Below are 16868 nucleotides of genomic sequence, written 5' to 3' on the forward strand. Positions count from 1 at the left end.
CCTGAAACTCTCCTCCAACAGTTTACGTAGTGATAGAAAGATCCAACATAGTGTTGAGAGAGAACTGCCATGAGCGTCTACCACCCTCCCAAAATCTCCTCGAACGAAATCACACCCCAGCGGGTTTATCTTTCACGCAGAACATTTATCGGCGGCGCAGCAGCAGGGCTTGCGCTTTCAGGAACGGCGGTAACTGCCACTGCTGCACCACTGCAGGCAAAGCCTGGGCCTTACAAGCTCGATGAAAAACTGACGCCGAAAGAGGCTGTGACAACCTATAACAATTTCTACGAGTTCGGCGTCAACAAGTCCGATCCCGCCCAGAATTCGGGAGACTTCAAGCCGACACCTTGGGCTGTAGCGGTGGAGGGTCTTGTAAACAAGCCGAAGACCTTCGGTCTAGAAGAACTGATGAAAATGCAACTCGAGGAGCGCACCTATCGGATGCGCTGCGTCGAAGGGTGGTCGATGGTCATTCCGTGGATCGGCTTTCCGCTCAAGGCCTTGCTCGATCAGGCGGAGCCACAGGGAAGCGCCAAGTATGTGGCATTCGAAACCGTTGTGCGGCCTTCCGAAATGCCCGGCCAGAGCGGCTTCTTCCAGCCTTTATCCTGGCCTTACATCGAAGGGCTACGCCTCGACGAGGCTACTCATCCTTTAACCATTCTGGCTGTTGGGCTCTACGGCGAAACTCTTCCTAACCAAAATGGCGCCCCCATTCGGCTGGTTGTGCCATGGAAATACGGATTCAAGAGCATCAAGTCGATCGTCAAGATCAAGCTCGTTGAAAAGCAGCCGGAAACGACGTGGAAGAATGCCAATGCAAAAGAATATGGCTTCTATTCCAATGTGAACCCGGCCGTGGACCACCCGCGCTGGAGCCAGGCAACAGAACAACGAATTGGAGAGGGCAGCGGCCTGTTCCCCGATCGCAGGCCAACGCTACCATTCAACGGCTATGCCGAAGAAGTTGCCAGCCTCTATGCCGGAATGGACCTCAAGGCGAATTACTGATGCCTTCATTCCCTGTACTTCCACGACGCTTGCACGACCCAAGCGTCTGGGCCCTCTACCTCCTGGGCCTATTGCCTGCGGCGTGGTATCTTTACCAGGCACTGACTGGTGGTCTTGGTTTCAATCCCGTTAAGGGATTCGAGCACCTACTGGGCATTTGGGCGCTGCGTTTTTTATTTGCTGCTCTTGTCCTTACCCCCTTGCGCGACCTTACGGGCATAAACTGGCTTCGCTACAGGCGGGCGCTTGGTCTCCTCGGTTTCTACTATGTGCTCTTCCACTTTACCGTATATGCCGTGCTGGATCTTCGGCTCGATATTCATGCCGTCTGGGCTGACATCGTGCGAAGGCCCTACATCACGATCGGTATGGCGTGCCTGATCCTACTGCTACCTTTAGCCGCTACTTCCAATGGATGGTCAATTCGTACATTGGGCACCCGATGGCATACTCTGCACAAACTCAGCTACATCATCCTGGCGGGGGCAGTCCTGCATTTCATGCTGGCTCGGAAAAGTCTGACGCTTGAACCCGCCGCATATATTGCGATCGCGGCAGTCTTACTGGGCTACCGGGTAGTCCGCAAACCGGTTCTGAGATGGAAGCGACCCAAGCGTCACAATCAACCGGTCCGACAAAACTGAAAAGCCGAGATGGTGAAAGTCATTGTCGACGCTGAGCTGGCCCGCACTCGATCGCACATCATACTGCACAACCACAGCCGAATGGATTCTCGCGGTGTCCTCATCTTCGAGAACCCAAACACCATCTAGAGAAGGGCGCACGCCACAAAACGAAAAACCGGTAGGTCGCCCTACCGGTTCTTATAGTCAGCGATTGATCGATTAGGATCAGATTAAGCGGCCTCAGCAGCTTCTGCTTCGGCTGCAACGCGGGCCTTGTCGGCGGCGCCCTTGGCATCGACGTCGCGCTCGACGAATTCGATGACTGCGAGCGGAGCATTGTCGCCCTGACGGTAGCCAGCCTTCATGATCCGAAGGTAACCACCGTTGCGCGAAGCGTAACGGGTTGCGATCGCGTCGAACAGCTTGCGTACGGCGTCCTGATCCTTGATCTGAGAAATCGCCTGGCGACGCGCATGCAGGTCGCCACGCTTGCCGAGGGTAACCAGCTTTTCAACGATCGGACGAAGGTCCTTTGCCTTCGGCAGGGTCGTTACGATCTGCTCATGCGTTATGAGCGAAGCAGCCATGTTGGCGAACATTGCCTTACGGTGGCTGGCGGTGCGGTTGAGCTTGCGGCCGGAATTCTGGTGACGCATCTCGTGTCTCCTTTACTTGCAAGCATTTGCCTGCAGTTTAAATTCGCATTCCATTGAACCAGGTGAAGCACAATTGGCCCCACCCGGAAATGCGTGCGGGTTAGTACTGATCTTCGTAGCGCTTTGCGAGATCTTCGATGTTTTCCGGCGGCCAAGCGGGAACTTCCATACCAAGATGGAGACCCATGGATGCCAGCACTTCCTTGATCTCGTTCAGCGACTTGCGACCGAAGTTCGGCGTGCGCAGCATTTCCGCCTCGGTCTTCTGGATGAGATCGCCGATGTAGACGATATTGTCATTCTTCAAGCAGTTCGCCGAACGGACCGAAAGCTCCAGTTCGTCCACCTTCTTGAGAAGCGCCGGATTGAACGCAAGTTCAGTGACAGCTTCTTCTTCAGCTTCCTTCTGCGGTTCGTCAAAGTTCACGAAGACAGACAACTGGTCCTGAAGAATGCGGGCAGCAAACGCGACAGCGTCTTCACCCGTGACTGAGCCATTTGTCTCAATCGTCATCGTCAGCTTATCGTAGTCCAGAACCTGTCCTTCACGGGTGTTTTCCACCTTGTAGGACACCTTCTTGACCGGCGAGTAGAGACTGTCGACCGGGATGAGACCAATCGGCGCGTCTTCTGCACGGTTACGCTCGGCAGGAACATAGCCCTTACCATTGTTGACCGTGAATTCCATGCGGATCTCCGCACCGTCATCGAGGGTGCAGATAACGTGATCCGGATTCAGGATTTCGATATCGCCGACAGTCTGGATATCACCAGCCTTGACAACACCTGGACCCTGCTTGCGCACAACCATGCGCTTAGAGTCATCGCCATCCATCTTGATGGCAATTTCCTTGATGTTCAGAACGATATCCGTGACATCTTCGCGGACGCCCGGAATAGACGAAAACTCGTGCAGAACACCATCGATCTGGACTGCGGTGACCGCAGCACCGCGCAGCGACGACAAGAGCACGCGACGCAACGCATTGCCGAGCGTCAGACCGAATCCCCGCTCCAACGGTTCCGCAACCAGCGTAACCTTGGTACGGCCGGAGGAGCTAAACTCCACCTTGTTCGGCTTGATCAGTTCCTGCCAGTTCTTCTGGATCATATGTTTCAAACCTTCCATTCGCTGCCACTATCCAATCGTGACAACCGAGCATGAGAAGCACCGATAAATGCTCATCGGCGTTACGGCAAAGCCGCCAGACCTCATATCGAAGTCAGGCGGCATCACTCCAACTTAACGAAGGCCCGCAATAGCAGACCTCCCTTCACGCATTAGACGCGGCGCTTCTTGCGCGGACGGCAACCATTGTGCGGGATCGGAGTTACGTCGCGAATAGACGTAATCATGAAACCAGCAGCCTGGAGTGCACGCAGAGCAGACTCGCGACCAGAACCGGGACCGCAAACTTCCACTTCCAAAGACTTCATGCCGTGTTCCTGGGCCTTCTTGGCGCAGTCTTCAGCAGCAATCTGAGCGGCGAACGGCGTAGACTTACGCGAACCCTTGAAACCCTTTGCACCAGCAGACGACCACGCAATCGCATTGCCCTGCGCGTCAGTGATCGTGATCATGGTGTTGTTGAAGGTCGAGTTGACGTGCGCAACGCCAGACGTGATGTTTTTGCGTTCGCGACGGCGTACGCGTGTGGCTTCCTTGGCCATAGTATTCCTTTCGTTGATCTCGTCACCGCCGTAACGCCAGCGGCTCCACCAGGGTGAAGCTCACCCCAAACTCAAAAAGGAGGCCGATGCAGCGGCACCAACCTCCAGAAATCCGGATTCAACCGAACTTACTTCTTCTTACCAGCGATAGCCTTGGCCGGACCCTTACGCGTGCGCGCATTGGTATGGGTACGCTGACCGCGCACCGGCAGACCACGACGATGACGAAGACCGCGGTAGCAGCCAAGGTCCATCAGACGCTTGATATTCATAGCGGTTTCGCGGCGAAGATCGCCCTCAACCTGATAATCGCGGTCAATCGTTTCACGGATCTGAAGAACTTCAGCGTCCGTCAACTGATGTACGCGACGGTCAGCAGTAATGCCAACCTTCTCGACGATTTCCTGCGCAAACTTCGGGCCGATCCCGTGAATGTAGGTCAGCGCAATAACAACGCGCTTCGCAGTCGGGATGTTGACGCCAGCGATACGTGCCACGCCTATTCTCCTTGCGTTCCAGTTGCCATCCGGCAAGTGGTGCTTCTTCCATGAGAGCAGCCTCAAAAGGCCGCCAGTTCAAATCTCATCCGATATAGTCATAGCGACGAGAACGGACCAATACATCAGGCCGAGCCAGTCGCTATCAAATGTCGCGAGTTGGCGCGGTGTTTAGCGGAATCGGTGCCCAAAAGCAACCGGCCCCGCCAAGAATCTTTAACAACAAACAGCGTTGCTATCGGTCAAGCGGCTGACGTTTCCAGGACGTCTTCAATAGACTTCGTCACGACATCCATATCCGCCATACCATCCAGGACCACCAATTGCCCTTGACCTGCATAGTATTCGGACAGCGGGGCAGTCTTTTCGCGATACTCCGCGAGACGCTTGCGGAATGACTCGGGATTGTCGTCGGATCGCACAGTTCCACCTGCAGCAACTGTTTCCGCAACCCGCGATTCGATTCGGCGAACAAGCGCTTCCTCATCGACTTTCAGCTCGATAACTGCATCGAGCTCGATACTCTTCGCAAGAAGGTTTTCCGCCAACGCCTTCGCCTGAGGCACTGTGCGCGGATAGCCGTCAAGGATGAAACCTTTGGCGCAATCCGGAGCCTCGATACGCTCAGACACGATCTGGTTCACGATGTCATCGGATACAAGTCCACCCGCATCCATGACAGCCTTCGCCCTTTTTCCAATGTCCGACTCAGCCTTAACGGCTGCACGAAGCATATCTCCTGTGGACAACTGCGGGATGCCATACCTGTCCGTCAGACGCTTGGCCTGCGTACCCTTCCCCGCTCCCGGCGGTCCCAAAAAGATCAGTCTCATCGTCCCCTCTTTCCTCCACGCAACTTGGACTTCTTGATCAGCCCCTCATATTGCTGAGCAATGAGGTGCCCCTGAATCTGTGCTACCGTATCAAGGGTAACACTGACAACGATCAAAAGCGAAGTACCACCAAGGGCTAATGGGATTCCGGTCCGTGCAATCAGTGTCTCAGGCAGAATGCAGACAAAAACGAGATAGACCGCACCGACAACTGTGATTCTGGTCAAGACGTAATCAATGTATTCCGCAGTCCGCTCGCCCGGACGAATGCCAGGAATAAAGCCGCCATGCTTCTTGAGATTGTCGGCAGTGTCTTTCGGGTTGAAGACGATTGCCGTGTAGAAGAAAGCAAAGAAGGCAATCAGCAGACCGTAGAAAAGCATGAACAATGGTTGACCATGCTGCAGCGAGGCAATAATTGCCGTTGCCCAGGTTGGCAGGCTTGTATTGCCAGCGAAGCCAGCCGCAGTCGCGGGCAGAAGCAACAGGGACGATGCGAAAATTGCCGGAATGACACCAGACGTGTTGAGCTTCAGGGGAAGGTGCGACGTATCGCCCTGGAACATCCGATTTCCGACCTGACGCTTCGGATACTGAATAAGCAAGCGGCGCTGCGCCCGCTCCACAAATACGATCAGAGCAATAACGCCGATTGCGACGACCACTACTGTGAGAATCAGTGCTGTCGACAACGCGCCTGTACGACCCAGCTCAAGCGTGCCAGCCAATGCAGTCGGCAGGCCAGCGGCAATGCCAGCGAAGATGATCAAGGAAATGCCGTTACCGATACCGCGCGATGTGATCTGTTCACCGAGCCACATCAGGAACATGGTACCACCGAGCAGCGTCACCACAGTCGAAATTCGGAAGAACCAACCTGGATCCAAAACAATACCGTTGCCGCCTTCAAGACCGACTGCAATACCGTAAGCTTGCAGCGTTCCGAGCAGCACAGTGCCATATCGCGTGTACTGGTTGATGATCTTTCGGCCCTGCTCACCTTCCTTCTTGAGGTTTTCAAGCGACGGGACGACTGACGTCATGAGCTGTACAATGATGGAAGCAGAGATGTATGGCATGATGCCCAAGGCAAAGATAGCCATACGCTGCACGGCGCCACCCGCGAACATATTGAACAAACCCAGGATACCCCCGGCCTGCCCCTTGAATGCCTGCGCATAGGCTTCCGGATTAAGCCCCGGAAGAGGAATATGTGTTCCGAGACGATAGACGAGAAGCGCAGCCAAGGTAAACCACAGGCGCTTCTTCAGGTCCGTTGCCTTCGAGAAAGTAGAAAAGTTCAGATTCGAGGCCAGTTGCTCAGCTGCAGATGCCATGCCTATCTCCGCCTGACCAGTTCCGCCGGCCAAACAGGCTCCAGGCAGAAAGCAGTCTCATTTCCAATTTCAGAAAATCGGGAGATGGAAGGTGCAGAAACCAATCTCGACGCCCCACCCCATTTTCCGTTACACCCCGGCTAAACGCCGCGTCCCGCCGGGTTCGTGAGGCCCACATATGGGAGCAAAATCGCCCGGCGTGAAGCACCCCGGGCGATTCATCGACACATTATTCAACAGTAGCTGCAGCTTCTGGAAGCTTGATCGAGCCGCCAGCCTTTTCAATCTTCTCTACAGCCGCCTTGGAAGCGCCCGCAGCCTCGATCGAAACCTTTGCCTTCAGTTCGCCGTCTGCGAGAATACGAACACCATCCTTTTCGCGACGGATAACGCCAGCGGCCTTCAAGGAAGCGGCATCAATTGTTGCAGACGCATCGAGCTTCTTTGCATCAATCGCAGCCTGGATCCGGCCCAGCGATACAATGACGAAGTCAGACGAGAAAATGTTGTTGAAGCCGCGCTTCGGAAGGCGACGGTAGATTGGCATCTGACCGCCTTCGAAACCGTTGATAGCAACGCCAGAACGAGCCTTCTGACCCTTGACGCCGCGTCCACCAGTCTTGCCCTTGCCCGAACCGATACCGCGACCTACGCGAATACGATCCTTGCTGGAGCCTTCGTTGTCTTTGATTTCGTTAAGTTTCATCGTTCCTACTCCCGTCTCACTTCTCGTCGACGACGCGAACGAGATGCTGGACAGACCGGATCATCCCACGAACTGATGGAGTGTCTTCCAGAGTCCGAACCCGGTGCATCTTGTTAAGGCCGAGACCGATCAGCGTCTGACGCTGAACGGAAGGCCGGCGAATGGGGCTACCGATCTGCTCGACCGTAACCGTCTTCTTGGTTTCGTTAGCCATCAAACAGCTCCTTATTCTTCCGCTGCATTGCCGGAAGCGGCACGGCGAGCCTGAAGCGTAGCATACTTGATGCCGCGCTGTGCTGCGATGTCCTTCGGATGCACCTGGTGCTTCAACGCGTCGAACGTGGCCCGAACCATGTTGTAAGGGTTCGACGAACCGGTCGACTTGGCAACAACGTCATGAACGCCCAGCGTTTCGAAAACGGCACGCATTGGACCGCCAGCGATGATTCCCGTACCGGCCTTGGCCGAACGAAGCAGAACCTTACCAGCGCCATGGCGACCATTCACATCGTGATGCAATGTACGGCCGTCGCGCAGCGGGACGAAAATCAGATCGCGCTTGGCAGCTTCGGTTGCCTTGCGGATTGCTTCCGGCACTTCGCGAGCCTTGCCGTGCCCAAAGCCCACGCGGCCCTTCTGATCGCCGACAACGACCAGGGCGGCAAAGCCGAAACGACGACCACCCTTAACAACTTTGGCAACGCGGTTGATAGCTACCAGCTTATCAACAAACTCGCTGTCGCGCTCTTCGCGGCTCTGACGCTCTTCGCGCGAGCCTCTCTTTTCCTGTGCCATTTTCCTGTTCCTTTTTCTTTTCCGGTACAAACGGCAGACTTCGAAAAGCCGACCAAACGCCCGTCAGGGAATCTGGTCGGCCAGTGATGAGTGGCCTCTTAAGCCAAAACGACCGATCCGTGAAGACCGGTCGTCATATTTATTAGAACGCCAGACCGCCTTCGCGGGCAGCCTCTGCGAGAGCCTTGATACGACCGTGATAAATGAATGCGCCACGATCGAATACGACTTCCTTGACACCCGCGGCAACTGCACGCTCGGCAACGAGCTTACCGACCGCTGCAGCGGCAGCAGTGTCGGCGCCGGTCTTCAGAGACGTACGCAAGCCACCATCGAGCGTGGAGGCGGCAGCAAGCGTGCGACCGGCCACATCGTCAATGATCTGGGCATAGATGTTCTTCGACGAGCGATGAACCGACAGACGCGGGCGACCGTTAGCGACCGCCTTGATCTGGCGACGAACACGGCTCGCGCGCTTTGCAAGTGCTTCTTTCCTGCTAGCCATTTCGCGTCAACCTTACTTCTTCTTGCCTTCCTTGCGGACGATCCGTTCTTCGGCGTACTTGACGCCCTTGCCCTTATAGGGCTCCGGACCGCGGTATTCGCGGATTTCCGCTGCAACCTGACCGACCTGCTGCTTATTGATGCCGGTGACGACGATTTCCGTCGGCTTCGGCACGGCAATAGTGATACCCTGCGGCGGCTCATAGACCACATCGTGGCTGAAACCAAGCGAGAGCTGCAGGTTCTTGCCCTGCATGGCGGCGCGGTAACCAACGCCGTTGATCTCGAGCTTGCGCTCAAAACCGTCCTTCACACCCTTGAAGATGTTCTCGATCATCGTGCGGGACATGCCCCACTTTGCACGAGCATCCTTCGTGTCGGTTACCGGAGCAACAGACACCGCGTTATTTTCGAAAGAAAGCTTTACTTCGTCGTTTGCTACAAAGATCAGCTCGCCCTTCGGACCCTTTGCCGTGACCGTCTGTCCTTCGACAGAGGCCGTCACACCTGCGGGAACCTGAACGGGCTTTTTACCGATACGAGACATAGTTCAATCCTGTCTGTCCGTTAGAGATCCTGCGGGCCTTAGAAGACCGAGCAGAGAACCTCGCCACCTACGTTCTGTTCGCGCGCCTGATGATCGGCCATCACGCCCTTCGGAGTCGAAAGGATAGTGATGCCGAGGCCGTTCGCGACCTGCGGAATAGACTTAACCGAAACGTAAACCCGTCGACCGGGCTTAGAAACGCGGCCAATTTCACGAATTACGGAAGCACCTTCGTAGTACTTCAGTTCGATTTCAATCTCGGACTTACCGTCGCCGTGATCGACCTGCGTGTAGCCGCGGATATATCCCTCAGCCTGCAGAACGTCGAGAACGCGAACGCGCAGCTTGGAAGCCGGCGTCGTAACGGAAGACTTGCGACGGGCAGCGCCGTTGCGGATACGTGTGAGCATATCGCCCAGAGGATCAGTCATGGTCATGTTAACCGTCTCCTTACCAGCTGGACTTCACAACGCCCGGAACCTTGCCCAGATTGCCGAGTTCGCGCAGGGCGATACGGGACATCTTGAGCTTCCGGTAGAAGGCACGCGGACGACCGGTGACTTCGCAGCGATTGCGGATGCGGGTCTTGGAACCATCGCGCGGCAACGAAGCGAGCTTCAAGGTAGCCTTGAAACGCTCTTCGATCGGCAGGTCCTGTTTCATGATGATCGCCTTCAAAGCAGCGCGCTTCGCTGCCTGGTTGGCGACCGTCTTGCGGCGGCGCTTGTTCTTTTCGATTGCGCTTGTCTTCGCCATATCGAGTTCCTTTTCTACGCTCGTCGTTACGGTTACTGACGGAACGGGAAGTTGAACTCTTTCAGAAGAGCCCGTGCTTCGTCGTCCGTGTTTGCCGTCGTGCAAACGATGATGTCCATGCCCCACATCTGATCAACCTTATCGTAGTTGATCTCAGGGAACACGATGTGCTCCTTGATACCCATGGCGAAGTTGCCACGGCCGTCAAAGCTCTTCGGGTTCAGACCGCGGAAGTCGCGAACGCGCGGAAGCGCGATGTTGACCAGACGATCCAGGAATTCGTACATGCGAGCGCCGCGCAGAGTTACCTTTGCGCCAATCGGCATGTTTTCACGCACCTTGAAGCCTGCAATCGAATTGCGGGCGCGCGTGATGACCGGCTTCTGACCGGCGATCGCAGCCAGATCGGCAGCAGCGATCGTAGGCTTCTTCGAGTCGGCAGTCGCTTCACCAACACCCATGTTGATGACGATCTTGTCGATCTTCGGAATCTGCATCTCGTTGGCGTAGGAGAACTGCTCCAGAAGCGCCTTACGAATACGAGAAACGTACTCCGTCTTCAGACGGGGCTCGTACTTGTTCTCAGCCATCGATCACATCTCCCGTACGCTTGGCTACACGGACCTTCTTGCCATCGACAACGCTAAAGCCAACACGTGTGGGCTTTCCGTCCTTCGCGACGATCGCGATGTTCGACAGATGGATCGAAGCTTCCTTGTTGATGATGCCAGCTTCCTGGGTCTGGGTCTGGCGCTGGTGGCGCTTTACCATATTGATCCCACGGACCACCGCACGGTCTTCCTTCGGCAGCACCTGGACTACTTCACCGGTACGGCCCTTGTCCTTACCAGCAATAACGACAACGTTGTCGCCTTTACGAATCTTCTGCATGGCTATCCGCTCCCTTAGAGTACTTCCGGAGCCAGCGAGATGATCTTCATATGGTTCTTGGCGCGAAGTTCGCGCGGAACCGGTCCGAAGATGCGGGTGCCGATGGGCTCTTTCTTGTTGTCGATGAGGACCGCTGCGTTGTTATCGAAGCGAATCACGCTGCCGTCCGGGCGGCGGATGTCCTTTGCGGTGCGAACAACGACGGCTTTCATAACGTCGCCCTTCTTCACGCGGCCGCGCGGAATAGCTTCCTTGATGGAGACGACAATAATGTCGCCTACGGAAGCATACTTACGCTTTGAGCCGCCCAGCACCTTGATGCACATGACACGACGCGCGCCGGAATTATCGGCAACGTCGAGGTTTGTTTGCATCTGAATCATGTCAGGTCGCCTTCTCGTAATGACTGGAACGGTTGGGCATGCGCCCCCTATTCCAGCTCAATGACATACTTATTTTCGCGCGAGGTGGGTACTTGCCAAGGTGGTTTCCTGACCAGGACCTTCCCTGCGCTTCAAAGCAAAAGAACGCCCGCGAGTACGGGCGTCCTGCGCCAATGCGCTGCTTCATACAGAATTCTACGGCAGACGCAAGGGCCTGCCGTAGTTTCCTGCAAATTAAGCCTGGGCGGCGATAACCGTCCAGCACTTATCCTTGGAGATCGGCGCGCACTCCTGAATGGAGACAACATCGCCGACCTTGTATTGATTGTTTTCGTCGTGGGCCTTGTACTTCTTCGAACGACGAACTGTCTTCTGAAGCAGCGGGTGAGCGAAACGACGCTCAACCCGGACCACAACGGTCTTTTCGTTCTTGTCGCTGACCACGACGCCCTGCAGAATGCGCTTCGGCATATTATTCTTCCCTTAGGCCTTTGCTTCTGCCGCCTTCTGGCGGGCAATGGTTTTTACGCGAGCGATGTCCTTACGAACTTCGTTGATGCGCGAGGACTTCTCAAGCTGGCCCGTCGCCTTCTGAAAGCGCAGATTGAACTGCTCCTTCTTCAGGTCTGCGAGCTTGTCCTTGAGCTGGTCGGCCGTGAGGCCGCGAACTTCTTCGGCTTTCATGTGCCTAACCCCTTACTCTGCGATGCGCTGTACAAAGCGCGTCTTAACCGAGAGCTTGGCAGCGCCGAGACGAAGTGCCTCGCGTGCGATATCCTCGGATACACCATCGATTTCGAACATCATTCGACCAGGCTTGACCTTGCAAGCCCAGTACTCGACAGAACCCTTACCCTTACCCATACGAACTTCGGTCGGCTTTGCAGTGACCGGAGTGTCAGGGAAAACGCGGATCCAGACTCGGCCTGCGCGCTTCATATAACGGGTGATCGCGCGGCGGGCCGCTTCGATCTCACGTGCATTCACGCGGTTAGGCTCCTGAGCCTTGAGGCCGAATTCGCCGAATGCCAGGTCGAAACCGCCCTTGGCAACGCCCTTGATGCGACCCTTGAACTGCTTGCGATACTTGGTACGCTTTGGCTGCAACATTTTCTTATTCCTCGAACTTATCTTTCGCCAGCGCTAATCAAGCGTTCTCGCGACGACGATCGCGGTCACGGCTAGCCGGACCCTGAGCATCACCCTCGAGAGCACGGCGTTCAGAAGCCATCGGATCGTGCTCAAGGATTTCGCCCTTGAAGATCCAGACCTTGATGCCGCAGATACCGAACGCGGTTTCAGCTTCAGCCGTACCGTAGTCGATGTCTGCGCGCAGCGTATGAAGCGGAACGCGGCCTTCGCGGTACCATTCGGTACGAGCGATTTCAGCGCCACCAAGACGACCTGCGCAGGTGATCTTGATGCCTTCTGCGCCCAGACGCATAGCCGACTGAACGGCACGCTTCATAGCGCGACGGAAAGCAACGCGGCGTTCAAGCTGCTGAGCAATCGACTGAGCAACGAGTGTTGCGTCAACTTCTGGCTTGCGAACTTCAACGATGTTGAGGTGCGTTTCAGAGTTGGTCATCGAAGAGATCTTCTTGCGAAGCTTTTCGATGTCTGCACCCTTCTTACCGATGATCAAACCCGGACGTGCGGAGTGGATCGTGACGCGGCACTTCTTGTGCGGACGCTCGATGACCACCTTAGCAATGCCTGCCTGCTTCAGTTCTGACATGAGGTAGGCACGAATCTTCAGGTCTTCATGAAGAAGCTGGCCGTACTCCGCATTGTCGGCGAACCAACGGCTATCCCAAGTCCGGTTAATGCCAAGACGGAAGCCGATTGGATTGATTTTCTGACCCATTATGCGGCCTCCCCTTTTTCCTCGACTTCGCGCACGACGATCGTGAGGTGCGCGTAGGGCTTTTCAATGCGGGAAGCACGACCGCGACCACGAGCGTGGAACCGCTTCATGACGATCGACTTGCCGACATAGGCCTCTGCAACGACAAGCGAGTCGACGTCGAGGTCGTGGTTGTTTTCTGCATTCGCGATAGCAGACTCGAGAGTCTTCTTCACGGTGCCAGCGATGCGCTTACGGGAGAACTCGAGTTCCGCCAGGGCGCGCTCGACCTTTTTACCACGGATCATGGCAGCAACAAGGTTGAGCTTCTGCGGGCTGACGCGAAGCGTACGGGCGACAGCCTGTGCTTCGTTGTCCTTCAGCCGGCGTTCGGTCTTTGCCTTCGCCATGATTACTTCCTCTTCGCCTTCTTGTCCGCACCGTGACCGTAATAGGTCCGGGTCGGAGAGAATTCACCAAACTTGTGACCGACCATGTCTTCGTTGACACTGACCGGCACATGCTTGTTGCCGTTGTAGACGCCGAACGTCAAACCGACGAACTGAGGAAGAATCGTGGAGCGACGGCTCCAGATCTTGATTACTTCGCTTCGGCCGCCTTCACGAACCTTCTCAGCCTTCTTGAGAAGATAGCCGTCAACAAACGGGCCTTTCCAAACTGAACGAGCCATTCCTGACTACCTCTCTTACTTCTTCTTCAAGTGGCGCGAACGCATGATGAACTTGTCCGTGGACTTGTTCGAACGAGTGCGCTTGCCCTTCGTCGGCTTGCCCCAAGGCGAAACCGGATGACGGCCACCAGAGGTACGACCTTCACCACCACCGTGTGGGTGATCGACAGGGTTCATGACGACACCGCGGTTATGCGGGGTCTTGCCGCGCCAGCGCGTACGACCAGCCTTACCGTCGTTGATGTTGCCATGGTCCGGGTTGGAAACTGCACCAACAGACGCAAGGCAAGTCCCATGAACCAGACGCTGCTCGCCGGAGTTCAGGCGAAGGATTGCCATCCCCTGGTCACGACCAACGAGCTGGACGTAGGTACCAGCAGAACGAGCAATCTGACCACCCTTGCCTGGCTTCATCTCAACATTGTGGAGAATGGAGCCAACCGGGATGTACTGAAGCGGCATGGTGTTGCCGGGCTTCACGTCTACCGCCTTATCCGAAGCGATGACCTTATCGCCGACAGCCAGACGCTGAGGAGCGATGATGTAGGCCTGCTCGCCATCGGCGTAGCTGATCAGCGCGATGAACGCGGTGCGGTTAGGGTCGTACTCAAGACGCTCCACTGTACCTTCAACGTCGAACTTGCGACGCTTGAAGTCTACGAGACGGTAGGTACGCTTGTGACCGCCGCCGATGAAGCGAGCCGTAATACGACCAAGGTTGTTGCGGCCGCCGCTCTTGGAGAGGCCTTCCGTCAACGCCTTGACCGGCTTGCCCTTCCAAAGGCCAGAGCGGTCGACGATAACCAGCTGACGCTGGCTTGGGGTCGTCGGGTTAAAGCTTTTCAATGCCATTGTTCTTGTTCCCTACCTCAGACGCCCGTCGAAACGTCGATGGACTGACCGTCGGCAAGCGTGACGATCGCCTTCTTGACGTCCTTCTGCTTGCCGATAAAGCCGCGGAACCGCTTGGTCTTGCCAAGGCGAACGAGCGTATTGACGGCCTTAACCTTGACGCCAAAGAGAGCTTCGACAGCAGCCTTGATTTCAGGCTTCGACGCATCCTTGGCGACGTTGAAGACGACCTGGTTCTGTTCAGAGAGCAGCGTCGACTTTTCCGTGATCGAAGGAGCTACGATCACATCATAGTGGCGAAGATCTGTCATTTGAACCGCTCCTCCAGAGCTTCAACCGCAGCCTTGGACAGCACGAGCTTGCCACGACGCAGGATATCGTAAACGTTGATGCCCTGAACCGGCAGAACGTCGATGTTCGGAATGTTCTGAGCGGCGAGCTTGAAGTTGTTGTCCAGTTCAGCACCGCCAACAACGAGAGCGTTCGTCAGGCCAAGCGAAGCCAGCGTACCAGCAACAATCTTGGTCTTAGCTTCAGAAGCAACGAGCTGGTCAACGATGATCAGGTCTTCTGCCTTCAGCTTCGCCGAAAGCGCGTGACGCAGGGCCAATGCCCGAACCTTCTTCGGAAGGTCATGTTCATGGCTGCGAACAACCGGACCGTGAGCCTTACCACCGCCACGGAACTGTGGAGCACGAGCGGAATGGTGACGAGCGCGACCCGTACCCTTTTGCTTGTACATCTTAGAACCGGTGCGAGCTACCTCGGAACGGCCCTTGGACTTGTGAGTGCCCTGCTGCTTCTTTGCAAGCTGCCAACGCACCATACGTGCCAGGATATCCTGGCGCGGATCGAGGCCAAAGATCTCGTCAGAAAGGGAGACCTTGCCAGCGTCCGTACCCTCGAGGGTCTTGACGTTGAATTCCATGTTACTAGGCTCCCTTACTTCGCAGCCGACTTGATGGCGTCGCGGACGATAATCCAGGCGCCCTTGGAGCCGGGAACGGCACCCTTGACCAGGATCAGGCCGCGATCTTCATCGGTAGACACGACTTCCAGGTTCTGGGTCGTTACGCGAGTCTGGCCCATATGACCAGCCATGCGCTTACCCTTCCAGACCTTGCCCGGATCCTGGTTGTTACCGGTCGAACCGTGCGAACGGTGCGATACGGAAACACCGTGAGTCGCGCGCAAACCACCGAAGTTGTGACGCTTCATAGCACCGGCAAAACCCTTACCGATCGTCGTACCGGTCACATCGACCAGTTGACCTGCGGTAAAGTGGCTAGGGGAAACCGTAGCACCAACATCAATGAGATTGTCTGCATCAACGCGAAATTCGACAACCTTCTGCTTAGGCTCAACCTGAGCCACAGCAAAATGGCCACGAAGAGCCTTGCTTGTATTCTTAACCTTCGCCTGGCCTGCACCAAGCTGAACAGCTGTGTAGCCATTCTTTTCGTCTGTACGGTGGGCAACGACCTGGCAGTTCTCAACACGAAGAACCGTGACTGGAACATGCTCGCCAGCGTCATTATAGACGCGGGTCATTCCGACCTTCTGTGCAATTACACCTGAACGCATCGGTTCAATCCTTCTCACTCAGCCCGAGGGCAGACCTCAGAGCTTGATTTCCACGTCTACGCCTGCGGCGAGATCGAGCTTCATCAGCGCGTCTACCGTCTGCGGGGTGGGATCCACGATATCGAGCAAGCGCTTATGAGTGCGCATCTCGAACTGCTCGCGGCTTTTCTTATCAATGTGAGGGGACCGGTTTACCGTAAACTTCTCGATGCGAGTCGGAAGCGGAACGGGGCCCCGGACGCTAGCACCGGTGCGCTTCGCCGTCGACACGATCTCGCGCGTGGAAGCGTCGAGAATACGATGATCGAATGCCTTCAGGCGAATGCGGATATTTTGGCCGTTCATTCGACGTTATCCTTGTTCTAACTTGACCCAATACTGACAAGCAGCATGGGGCGTTTCTATCTAAAGGCGGACCACCGGTGTCAAAGATCGAGGATGACCAAATTGATCATCATCCACTCTTCGGGCCAGAGGGCCCACCTTTTGGATTATTGGACCTGCAAACTACGAAGCAGGTCGGAAATCGCGCTCGCGCGCCATTTGCAACATTTTGATGTCATACGCAAGCCCCTAAAAGAGCTTGCGCACGATTATTTCAAACCTACGAGCGAAGAGACCATGTCCCCTCGCCTTGACTGACTACTCGGTCATCGAAGCAACTATACCGGCGCCGTTT

Annotated in this window: 29 protein-coding genes; 2 read left to right on the forward strand and 27 right to left on the reverse strand. The window is 55.8% G+C overall.

What is annotated here, in order from left to right:
- The first annotated feature begins 69 nt into the window (after positions 1–69).
- Both msrP and msrQ read left to right on the forward strand, forming a co-directional pair.
- Positions 70–1014, forward strand: a complete 945-nt coding sequence (msrP, locus tag E8M78_RS09125; RefSeq protein WP_137134778.1) for a protein-methionine-sulfoxide reductase catalytic subunit MsrP — start codon at positions 70–72, stop codon at positions 1012–1014.
- A complete protein-coding gene (gene msrQ, locus E8M78_RS09130) occupies positions 1014–1658 on the forward strand; it encodes a protein-methionine-sulfoxide reductase heme-binding subunit MsrQ (RefSeq protein ID WP_137134779.1) in 645 nt (214 codons plus the stop codon). Before msrP ends, msrQ begins: the two co-directional genes overlap by 1 nt.
- Before the next feature lie 212 nt (positions 1659–1870).
- On the opposite strand, the gene rplQ is transcribed toward msrQ, so the two are convergent.
- The 27 genes from rplQ to rpsJ form a co-directional block, all read right to left on the reverse strand.
- Complete coding sequence (gene rplQ / locus E8M78_RS09135; RefSeq protein WP_062554702.1) at positions 1871–2296, reverse strand: 50S ribosomal protein L17; 426 nt, start codon at positions 2294–2296, stop codon at positions 1871–1873.
- 100 nt (positions 2297–2396) lie between these two features.
- Positions 2397–3407 (reverse strand): DNA-directed RNA polymerase subunit alpha, encoded by a 1011-nt coding sequence (locus tag E8M78_RS09140; protein WP_062554820.1) that lies wholly within the window; start codon positions 3405–3407, stop codon positions 2397–2399.
- Between the two features lie 170 nt (positions 3408–3577).
- Positions 3578–3967 carry a 30S ribosomal protein S11 gene (gene rpsK, locus E8M78_RS09145; protein WP_007766864.1) on the reverse strand — a complete coding sequence of 130 codons (390 nt, stop codon included), beginning with the start codon at positions 3965–3967 and terminating at the stop codon, positions 3578–3580.
- Positions 3968–4095: 128 nt separating this feature from the next.
- Entirely contained in the window at positions 4096–4464 is a 369-nt protein-coding gene (gene rpsM / locus E8M78_RS09150) for a 30S ribosomal protein S13 (RefSeq protein WP_137134780.1), read from the reverse strand.
- A 242-nt stretch (positions 4465–4706) separates the two neighbouring features.
- The gene (locus tag E8M78_RS09155; protein ID WP_137134781.1) at positions 4707–5297 is read right to left on the reverse strand and encodes an adenylate kinase; all 591 of its coding nucleotides are present in this window, start codon (positions 5295–5297) and stop codon (positions 4707–4709) included.
- Entirely contained in the window at positions 5294–6634 is a 1341-nt protein-coding gene (secY, locus tag E8M78_RS09160) for a preprotein translocase subunit SecY (protein ID WP_062554705.1), read from the reverse strand. The genes E8M78_RS09155 and secY overlap by 4 nt, the downstream gene beginning before the upstream one ends.
- A 229-nt stretch (positions 6635–6863) precedes the next feature.
- The gene (gene rplO / locus E8M78_RS09165) at positions 6864–7340 is read right to left on the reverse strand and encodes a 50S ribosomal protein L15 (RefSeq protein ID WP_137134782.1); all 477 of its coding nucleotides are present in this window, start codon (positions 7338–7340) and stop codon (positions 6864–6866) included.
- Between the two features lie 16 nt (positions 7341–7356).
- Entirely contained in the window at positions 7357–7554 is a 198-nt protein-coding gene (gene rpmD, locus E8M78_RS09170; protein ID WP_062554707.1) for a 50S ribosomal protein L30, read from the reverse strand.
- 11 nt (positions 7555–7565) lie between these two features.
- Positions 7566–8135 (reverse strand): 30S ribosomal protein S5, encoded by a 570-nt coding sequence (gene rpsE, locus E8M78_RS09175; RefSeq protein WP_062554708.1) that lies wholly within the window; start codon positions 8133–8135, stop codon positions 7566–7568.
- Positions 8136–8277: 142 nt separating this feature from the next.
- Positions 8278–8640: a 50S ribosomal protein L18 gene (gene rplR, locus E8M78_RS09180; protein WP_137134783.1), complete on the reverse strand. Its 363-nt coding sequence runs from the start codon at positions 8638–8640 to the stop codon at positions 8278–8280.
- Between the two features lie 12 nt (positions 8641–8652).
- Positions 8653–9186, reverse strand: a complete 534-nt coding sequence (gene rplF / locus E8M78_RS09185) for a 50S ribosomal protein L6 (RefSeq protein ID WP_062554710.1) — start codon at positions 9184–9186, stop codon at positions 8653–8655.
- Between the two features lie 38 nt (positions 9187–9224).
- Complete coding sequence (gene rpsH, locus E8M78_RS09190) at positions 9225–9623, reverse strand: 30S ribosomal protein S8 (protein WP_062554711.1); 399 nt, start codon at positions 9621–9623, stop codon at positions 9225–9227.
- A 13-nt stretch (positions 9624–9636) separates the two neighbouring features.
- Entirely contained in the window at positions 9637–9942 is a 306-nt protein-coding gene (gene rpsN, locus E8M78_RS09195) for a 30S ribosomal protein S14 (RefSeq protein WP_062554712.1), read from the reverse strand.
- A 32-nt stretch (positions 9943–9974) separates the two neighbouring features.
- Complete coding sequence (gene rplE / locus E8M78_RS09200) at positions 9975–10532, reverse strand: 50S ribosomal protein L5 (RefSeq protein WP_062554713.1); 558 nt, start codon at positions 10530–10532, stop codon at positions 9975–9977.
- On the reverse strand, positions 10525–10833 hold the full coding sequence (rplX, locus tag E8M78_RS09205) for a 50S ribosomal protein L24 (protein ID WP_062554714.1): 309 nt from the start codon (positions 10831–10833) through the stop codon (positions 10525–10527). Before rplX ends, rplE begins: the two co-directional genes overlap by 8 nt.
- A gap of 14 nt (positions 10834–10847) precedes the next feature.
- Positions 10848–11216, reverse strand: coding sequence for a 50S ribosomal protein L14 (gene rplN / locus E8M78_RS09210; protein ID WP_018328276.1), 369 nt, complete (start codon positions 11214–11216; stop codon positions 10848–10850).
- Positions 11217–11450: 234 nt separating this feature from the next.
- Positions 11451–11687: a 30S ribosomal protein S17 gene (gene rpsQ, locus E8M78_RS09215; RefSeq protein WP_062554715.1), complete on the reverse strand. Its 237-nt coding sequence runs from the start codon at positions 11685–11687 to the stop codon at positions 11451–11453.
- A 12-nt stretch (positions 11688–11699) separates the two neighbouring features.
- On the reverse strand, positions 11700–11900 hold the full coding sequence (gene rpmC, locus E8M78_RS09220; protein ID WP_007531673.1) for a 50S ribosomal protein L29: 201 nt from the start codon (positions 11898–11900) through the stop codon (positions 11700–11702).
- 12 nt (positions 11901–11912) lie between these two features.
- Positions 11913–12326 carry a 50S ribosomal protein L16 gene (gene rplP, locus E8M78_RS09225; protein ID WP_062554716.1) on the reverse strand — a complete coding sequence of 138 codons (414 nt, stop codon included), beginning with the start codon at positions 12324–12326 and terminating at the stop codon, positions 11913–11915.
- A gap of 37 nt (positions 12327–12363) precedes the next feature.
- A complete protein-coding gene (gene rpsC / locus E8M78_RS09230; protein ID WP_137134784.1) occupies positions 12364–13083 on the reverse strand; it encodes a 30S ribosomal protein S3 in 720 nt (239 codons plus the stop codon).
- On the reverse strand, positions 13083–13472 hold the full coding sequence (gene rplV, locus E8M78_RS09235; RefSeq protein WP_062554718.1) for a 50S ribosomal protein L22: 390 nt from the start codon (positions 13470–13472) through the stop codon (positions 13083–13085). The genes rpsC and rplV overlap by 1 nt, the downstream gene beginning before the upstream one ends.
- A 2-nt stretch (positions 13473–13474) precedes the next feature.
- Positions 13475–13753, reverse strand: coding sequence for a 30S ribosomal protein S19 (gene rpsS, locus E8M78_RS09240; RefSeq protein WP_062554719.1), 279 nt, complete (start codon positions 13751–13753; stop codon positions 13475–13477).
- A gap of 15 nt (positions 13754–13768) precedes the next feature.
- A complete protein-coding gene (gene rplB, locus E8M78_RS09245; protein WP_062554720.1) occupies positions 13769–14605 on the reverse strand; it encodes a 50S ribosomal protein L2 in 837 nt (278 codons plus the stop codon).
- Between the two features lie 17 nt (positions 14606–14622).
- A complete protein-coding gene (locus E8M78_RS09250; protein WP_137134785.1) occupies positions 14623–14916 on the reverse strand; it encodes a 50S ribosomal protein L23 in 294 nt (97 codons plus the stop codon).
- Positions 14913–15533, reverse strand: coding sequence for a 50S ribosomal protein L4 (rplD, locus tag E8M78_RS09255; RefSeq protein WP_062554722.1), 621 nt, complete (start codon positions 15531–15533; stop codon positions 14913–14915). The genes E8M78_RS09250 and rplD overlap by 4 nt, the downstream gene beginning before the upstream one ends.
- A 14-nt stretch (positions 15534–15547) precedes the next feature.
- Positions 15548–16189: a 50S ribosomal protein L3 gene (rplC, locus tag E8M78_RS09260; protein WP_062554723.1), complete on the reverse strand. Its 642-nt coding sequence runs from the start codon at positions 16187–16189 to the stop codon at positions 15548–15550.
- 36 nt (positions 16190–16225) lie between these two features.
- A complete protein-coding gene (rpsJ, locus tag E8M78_RS09265; RefSeq protein ID WP_003547547.1) occupies positions 16226–16534 on the reverse strand; it encodes a 30S ribosomal protein S10 in 309 nt (102 codons plus the stop codon).
- Between the last annotated feature and the right edge of the window lie 334 nt (positions 16535–16868).

This window comes from Rhizobium sp. FKY42 (genome assembly GCF_005222835.1).
Classification (GTDB): Bacteria; Pseudomonadota; Alphaproteobacteria; order Rhizobiales; family Rhizobiaceae; genus Neorhizobium.

Coding starts and splice junctions, on each gene's coding strand:
- msrP (WP_137134778.1), top strand. CDS start 70: ATGAGCGTCTACCACCCTCCCAAAATCTCCTCGAACGAAATCACACCC.
- msrQ (WP_137134779.1), top strand. CDS start 1,014: ATGCCTTCATTCCCTGTACTTCCACGACGCTTGCACGACCCAAGCGTC.
- rplQ (WP_062554702.1), bottom strand. CDS start 2,296: ATGCGTCACCAGAATTCCGGCCGCAAGCTCAACCGCACCGCCAGCCAC.
- E8M78_RS09140 (WP_062554820.1), bottom strand. CDS start 3,407: ATGATCCAGAAGAACTGGCAGGAACTGATCAAGCCGAACAAGGTGGAG.
- rpsK (WP_007766864.1), bottom strand. CDS start 3,967: ATGGCCAAGGAAGCCACACGCGTACGCCGTCGCGAACGCAAAAACATC.
- E8M78_RS09155 (WP_137134781.1), bottom strand. CDS start 5,297: ATGAGACTGATCTTTTTGGGACCGCCGGGAGCGGGGAAGGGTACGCAG.
- secY (WP_062554705.1), bottom strand. CDS start 6,634: ATGGCATCTGCAGCTGAGCAACTGGCCTCGAATCTGAACTTTTCTACT.
- rplO (WP_137134782.1), bottom strand. CDS start 7,340: ATGAAACTTAACGAAATCAAAGACAACGAAGGCTCCAGCAAGGATCGT.
- rpmD (WP_062554707.1), bottom strand. CDS start 7,554: ATGGCTAACGAAACCAAGAAGACGGTTACGGTCGAGCAGATCGGTAGC.
- rpsE (WP_062554708.1), bottom strand. CDS start 8,135: ATGGCACAGGAAAAGAGAGGCTCGCGCGAAGAGCGTCAGAGCCGCGAA.
- rplR (WP_137134783.1), bottom strand. CDS start 8,640: ATGGCTAGCAGGAAAGAAGCACTTGCAAAGCGCGCGAGCCGTGTTCGT.
- rplF (WP_062554710.1), bottom strand. CDS start 9,186: ATGTCTCGTATCGGTAAAAAGCCCGTTCAGGTTCCCGCAGGTGTGACG.
- rpsH (WP_062554711.1), bottom strand. CDS start 9,623: ATGACCATGACTGATCCTCTGGGCGATATGCTCACACGTATCCGCAAC.
- rpsN (WP_062554712.1), bottom strand. CDS start 9,942: ATGGCGAAGACAAGCGCAATCGAAAAGAACAAGCGCCGCCGCAAGACG.
- rplE (WP_062554713.1), bottom strand. CDS start 10,532: ATGGCTGAGAACAAGTACGAGCCCCGTCTGAAGACGGAGTACGTTTCT.
- rplX (WP_062554714.1), bottom strand. CDS start 10,833: ATGCAGAAGATTCGTAAAGGCGACAACGTTGTCGTTATTGCTGGTAAG.
- rplN (WP_018328276.1), bottom strand. CDS start 11,216: ATGATTCAGATGCAAACAAACCTCGACGTTGCCGATAATTCCGGCGCG.
- rpsQ (WP_062554715.1), bottom strand. CDS start 11,687: ATGCCGAAGCGCATTCTGCAGGGCGTCGTGGTCAGCGACAAGAACGAA.
- rpmC (WP_007531673.1), bottom strand. CDS start 11,900: ATGAAAGCCGAAGAAGTTCGCGGCCTCACGGCCGACCAGCTCAAGGAC.
- rplP (WP_062554716.1), bottom strand. CDS start 12,326: ATGTTGCAGCCAAAGCGTACCAAGTATCGCAAGCAGTTCAAGGGTCGC.
- rpsC (WP_137134784.1), bottom strand. CDS start 13,083: ATGGGTCAGAAAATCAATCCAATCGGCTTCCGTCTTGGCATTAACCGG.
- rplV (WP_062554718.1), bottom strand. CDS start 13,472: ATGGCGAAGGCAAAGACCGAACGCCGGCTGAAGGACAACGAAGCACAG.
- rpsS (WP_062554719.1), bottom strand. CDS start 13,753: ATGGCTCGTTCAGTTTGGAAAGGCCCGTTTGTTGACGGCTATCTTCTC.
- rplB (WP_062554720.1), bottom strand. CDS start 14,605: ATGGCATTGAAAAGCTTTAACCCGACGACCCCAAGCCAGCGTCAGCTG.
- E8M78_RS09250 (WP_137134785.1), bottom strand. CDS start 14,916: ATGACAGATCTTCGCCACTATGATGTGATCGTAGCTCCTTCGATCACG.
- rplD (WP_062554722.1), bottom strand. CDS start 15,533: ATGGAATTCAACGTCAAGACCCTCGAGGGTACGGACGCTGGCAAGGTC.
- rplC (WP_062554723.1), bottom strand. CDS start 16,189: ATGCGTTCAGGTGTAATTGCACAGAAGGTCGGAATGACCCGCGTCTAT.
- rpsJ (WP_003547547.1), bottom strand. CDS start 16,534: ATGAACGGCCAAAATATCCGCATTCGCCTGAAGGCATTCGATCATCGT.